Annotated in this window: 5 protein-coding genes; 4 read left to right on the forward strand and 1 reads right to left on the reverse strand. The window is 73.2% G+C overall.

From position 1 onward, the window contains the following. Positions 1 to 536, reverse strand: a 536-nt coding sequence (locus DZG00_RS12265) for a copper homeostasis protein CutC (RefSeq protein WP_119455671.1), incomplete at its 3' end; no start/stop codon positions are given. A 159-nt stretch (positions 537 to 695) separates the two neighbouring features. Between DZG00_RS12265 and DZG00_RS12270 the strand changes: the two genes are divergently transcribed. From DZG00_RS12270 to DZG00_RS12285, 4 genes are all read left to right on the forward strand, one after another. Beyond that, positions 696 to 1,982 carry an extracellular solute-binding protein gene (locus DZG00_RS12270; protein ID WP_119382942.1) on the forward strand — a complete coding sequence of 429 codons (1,287 nt, stop codon included), beginning with the start codon at positions 696 to 698 and terminating at the stop codon, positions 1,980 to 1,982. Between the two features lie 7 nt (positions 1,983 to 1,989). Continuing rightward, positions 1,990 to 2,952: a carbohydrate ABC transporter permease gene (locus tag DZG00_RS12275; protein ID WP_233549168.1), complete on the forward strand. Its 963-nt coding sequence runs from the start codon at positions 1,990 to 1,992 to the stop codon at positions 2,950 to 2,952. Further along, the gene (locus DZG00_RS12280; protein ID WP_119455672.1) at positions 2,949 to 3,902 is read left to right on the forward strand and encodes a carbohydrate ABC transporter permease; all 954 of its coding nucleotides are present in this window, start codon (positions 2,949 to 2,951) and stop codon (positions 3,900 to 3,902) included. The genes DZG00_RS12275 and DZG00_RS12280 overlap by 4 nt, the downstream gene beginning before the upstream one ends. Continuing rightward, the coding region (locus tag DZG00_RS12285; protein WP_233550132.1) for an ROK family protein at positions 3,899 to 4,859 on the forward strand (961 nt) is incomplete at its 3' end. The genes DZG00_RS12280 and DZG00_RS12285, both read left to right, overlap by 4 nt.

Genomic DNA, 4,859 nt, shown 5'->3' on the forward strand with positions numbered 1-4,859 from the left:
ACGCGCGCCACCAGCTCGGCGAGCGCCGGCAGCCCGTCACCCGCCCGCGCGGCGCCGCCGGACGTCAGCACGCGGCCGGCCCCAGCGTCGAGGAGCGCGTCGAGGGCGGCGAGACGGTCGTCGACGGCGTCGATCGCCCGGTGGAACGTGAAGACGGCGTCGCCTGTCGCGTCGACGAGGCGCGCGAGGAGGTCCCGGTCCACGCGCCCGTCGTCGGTGAGGCCGCCGGAGACGATGCCCGCGGCTCCCGCGGCGAGCGCCGCCCGCACGTCGCGGACCATGACCGCGCGCTCGTCGGCGTCGTGCACGAAGCCGCCGGGCCGTGGCCGGATGAGCACGTGCACGGGCAGCCCGACGGCGACCACGGCTTCCACGAGCCCGATGCTCGGGGTCACCCCGCCCGTCGCGGCGAGCGCGGAGCACAGCTCGACGCGGTCGGCGCCCGCTGCCGCCGCGGTGCGGGCGGAGGCGGCGTCCTGCACGGCGATCTCCACCGCCACGCGCCCGTCACGGGACGGGTCGACGGGTCGCGGCATGGGCCCATGGAAGCACGGGCACGCGGATCCGGCCGCGCCGCAGATGAAGAACATGTTTATGCAGGCGCGATTTAACACGGCGCGTGCCTGCGCGGGCCCCGGCGCTCGGAGCATGGGTGCCACCCGCCACCCGCACCGCGACCCCCAGGAGACACCGTCATGGCCGACATCACCCGCCGTACCGCCATCGGACTGGGAGGGGCCTTCGGCCTCACCGCGCTCCTCGCCGCCTGCGCCTCCGGATCCAGCGGCGGAGGAGGACCGGCCACCGCCGACCTCCGCGTCTGGATGATGACCGACTCGGTCTCGCAGGAGGCGCGCGACTGGCTGAAGAGGACGTTCGAGGAGCAGCACCCCGGATCCACGCTCACGATCGAGCTGCAGGTGTGGGACGGCATCGTCTCGAAGCTGCAGACCTCGCTCGCGAGCGCCGACTCCACCCCCGACATCATCGAGCTCGGCAACACGCAGGCCCCCACCTTCTGCGCGGTCGGGGCCCTCACCAGCCTCGAGGACATGAAGGAGGAGCTCGGCGGATCCAGCCTCACGCAGTCGCTCGTGGAGCTCGGCTCGCACGACGGGCAGATGTACGCGGCCCCGTTCTACGCGGGCAGCCGCCTCTTCTTCTACCGCAAGGACATGTTCCAGGAGGCGGGCGTCGCGATCCCCACGAGCATGGACGAGCTCACCGCCGCCGCCGCGAAGCTGCAGGCCGCGCACGCGGGCGACCCGTCGTTCTCGGGCCTCTACCTCCCCGGCATCTCGTGGCAGTCGGCGCTCGCGTGGCAGTTCACCGAGGGCGGCCGCCTCGCGGAGCAGGACGGCGACACCTGGAAGGGCTCGCTCTCCAGCCCCGAGAGCCAGAAGGCGTTCCAGGCGCTGCAGGAGATCTGGACGACCGGATCCACCGCGGGCGGCGTCACCGACAGCGAGGTCGCCGAGAAGCCGTGGGTGCCGTTCAACGCGGGTGAGACCGCCATGTTCTTCGGCTTCAACTGGCACCTCGCCAACATCGACCAGGCCCTGGTGGACGCGGGGAACGTCGGCTACTTCGGCTTCCCGGCCGCGGCGGGCGGCGACGCCGGGCACCCGTTCGCGGGCGGATCCAACGTCGCCATCTCCGGCCGCTCGAAGAACCAGGACCTGGCCAAGGAGGCGATGAAGCTGATCTTCTCGCAGCCGTTCCAGGAGTACTTCGCGACGGAGGGCGGCTGGGTCCCCGGCAACCTCGACTACGCCGCGGCGCTCGGCAGCGACGACCTCGCCACCCTCACCACGGAGGCGGTGCGGAACTCGGTGGGCACGCCGGCGGCGCAGAACTGGGCGCTCGTCGAGGGCGCCCGCGTGATCGACGACTTCTACGTCGCGGTCGCGGCCGGCGGAGACACCGTCCAGCTCGCCTCCGCCGCCGACGCCAAGCTCACGAGCCTCCTCGGCCAGGCGTGATCCGCCCGTGAGCGCCGTCCTCAGCACCTCCACCTCGACGCCGTCGCCCGCGCCGGCGCTCGAGGCGCCGCGGAGCCCCCGCGCCGAGCGCCGGCTCGCGTGGATGCTCGTCCTGCCCGCCATGGCGATCGTCGCGGTCGGCCTCGGCTACCCGCTGGCGCGGCAGGTGATCATGTCGTTCCAGCGCTTCGGCCTCGCCCAGCAGTTCGGGCAGGCGCCCGAGCTGGTGTGGCTGGACAACTACGCGCAGGTGCTGGGGGATCCGGCGTTCTGGGCATCGCTCGGCCGGTCGGTGGGCTTCTGCCTCGCGTGCGCGGCCGCCACGGTGGTGGTCGGCACGGCGGGCGCGATGCTGCTCACGCAGGTGCGCCGGTCGATCGCGGTCGGCGTGCAGATCGTCATGCTCGTGGCCTGGGCGATGCCCGTGCTCAGCTCGCTGCAGGTGTTCCAGCTGCTGTTCGACCCGCGCAGCGGAGTCGTCGGCTACGTGCTCGGCCGGCTCGGAGCCCAGGGGATGGTGGGCTACAACTGGCTCTCGGATCCCGTGACGTTCTTCGTCGTGGCCGGCCTCCTCATCACGTGGATGAGCCTGCCGCTCGTGGTCTTCATGGTCTACGCGTCGGTGACCCAGCTCGACGAGTCGATGATGGAGGCCGCCCAGCTCGACGGCGCAGACGGCCGGCAGCGCTTCGTGCACATCGTGGCGCCGTCCGTGGCCCCCGTGCTCCTGCTCGTGAGCCTGCTGCAGGTGATCTGGGACCTGCGGGTGTTCACGCAGATCCACATCCTGCAGCAGAGCAGCGGCATCACCGACCAGACCAACGTGCTCGGCACGTTCGTCTACCAGATCGGGCTCTCCGGAGGGAACTACGGCGTCGCCTCGGCGGCCGCCATGGTCATGCTCGCGGTCAGCCTCCTGCTCACCTGGCGCTACATCCGGGCGCTCCTGACCGAGGGGGACGGCCGATGACCGCGACCATCGCACGCACCGCATCCGACGCCGACGACGCCGCCACCGCGCCCGCCGCGCCCCCCGCGTCCTCCGCATCCGCCGCCGGGGCGCCTCCCGCGGCCCGCGCCCCCCGTGCGCGCCGCCGCCGCTCCCCCGGCCGCATCGCGCTCGACCTCGTCGCGATCGCGTTCGGCCTGGTCTGGCTCTTCCCCGTCTACTGGATGGTGGACGCGGCGTTCCTCACCTCCGAGCAGCTGTCGTCGCCGACGCCCACGTGGATCCCGGTGGGCGGCACCGTCGAGCACTTCGCGCGCATCCTGGGCGACGTCCGCTTCTGGTCGGCGCTGCGGATGAGCACGCTCATCGCGCTCGTCGTCGTGGCCGGCTCGCTCGCGTTCGGGGTGGTGGCGGCCTTCGCGCTCAGCCGGTTCCGGTTCCGCGGGCGCACGTCGATGATCGTCGCCGTGCTCGTGATCCAGATGATCCCGGCCGAGGCCCTCTTCATCTCGCAGTACCGCATGCTCGACGGCTGGGGCCTCCTCAACTCGGTGGTCGGCCTGAGCCTCCTGTACCTCGCCGCCAACGTGCCGTTCACCATCTGGGTGCTGAAGGGCTTCGTCGACGGGATCCCCGTGGAGCTCGAGGAGGCCGCCATGCTCGACGGTTGCAGCCGCGTCGGCGCGTTCCGCCGGGTGACGCTGCCGCTGCTCGGATCCGGCCTCGTCGCCTCCAGCATCTTCAGCTTCCTGGCCGCCTGGAACGAGTACACGCTCGCGCTCGTGACCCTCTCCGCCGACGACAGCCGCACGCTCCCGCTCTGGCTCCAGGGCTTCCGCGGCCAGATGCAGGAGACCGACTGGGGCGGCATCATGGCAGGATCGACGCTCATGGCGCTCCCCGTGGTGATCCTCTTCCTCATCGTGCAGAAGCGCATGGCGACGGGCCTCACCGCGGGCGCGGTCAAGTGACGGACCTCCCGCGGCTCGAGCTGCGGGTCCCCCGGCCGGTGATCGCGTTCGACATCGGCGGCACGGACGTCAAGATCGCCGTCGTGGACGCGGACGGCGAGGTGATCGAGACCCGCTCGGTGCCCACGCCCACGCACGACGCCGACGCGCTGGTGGCCGCGCTCGCCTCGGCCGTCGCGGACGCCGCGCGCGACCACCCGGGCGCCGCACCCGCCGCGATCGGCGTGCACGTGGCCGGCGTCGTCGACGACGACCGCGGCGTGGTCGTGCTCGCCGAGCACGTGGGCCTCCGCGACGTGCCCATGCGCGACCTGCTCGCCGAGGCCACCGGGCTGCCGGTCGCGTTCGGGAACGACGCGCGCGGCGCCGGCGTCGCCGAGTTCGAGATGGGCGCGGCGCGCGGATCCCGCGACGCGGTCGTGGTCACGATCGGCACGGGCATCGGCGCGGCCGTCTTCGTCGACGGCCGCCTGTACACGGCAGGCGGCCACGGCACCGAGCTCGGGCACATGCGCACGACGCCCGTGGGATCCGACGCCGGCGTCCGGTGCGCGTGCGGCGGATCCGGCTGCCTCGAGACCGTCGCATCCGCCCAGGGCGTGGCCCGCGCCTACGCGCGCGCCACGGGCAGCGCCACGACCGAGGGCGGGTCGGCGCGCGTCTTCCAGGCGGCGGCCGCCGGGGATCCGGTCGCGCAGCGCGTGGTGGATGCCTGCATCGACGCGCTGGCGCTCGCCTTCGCGCAGCTGACGGCGATCCTCTCCCCCGAGGTCGTCGTGGTCGCCGGCGGGCTGTCCCGCGCGGGCGAGCAGCTGCTCGGGCCGCTGCGCGAACGGCTCGACTCCCTCCTCACGTTCCAGCGACGCCCGCTCGTGGTGGCCGCGCGATTCGGCGGGCAGGCCGGCGTCATCGCGTCGGCGCTCGTCGCCGGTCGCCTGCCCGCGACGCCGACCCCGA

It is taken from the genome of Clavibacter lycopersici (genome assembly GCF_003576405.1).
Taxonomy (GTDB): domain Bacteria; phylum Actinomycetota; class Actinomycetes; order Actinomycetales; family Microbacteriaceae; genus Clavibacter; species Clavibacter lycopersici.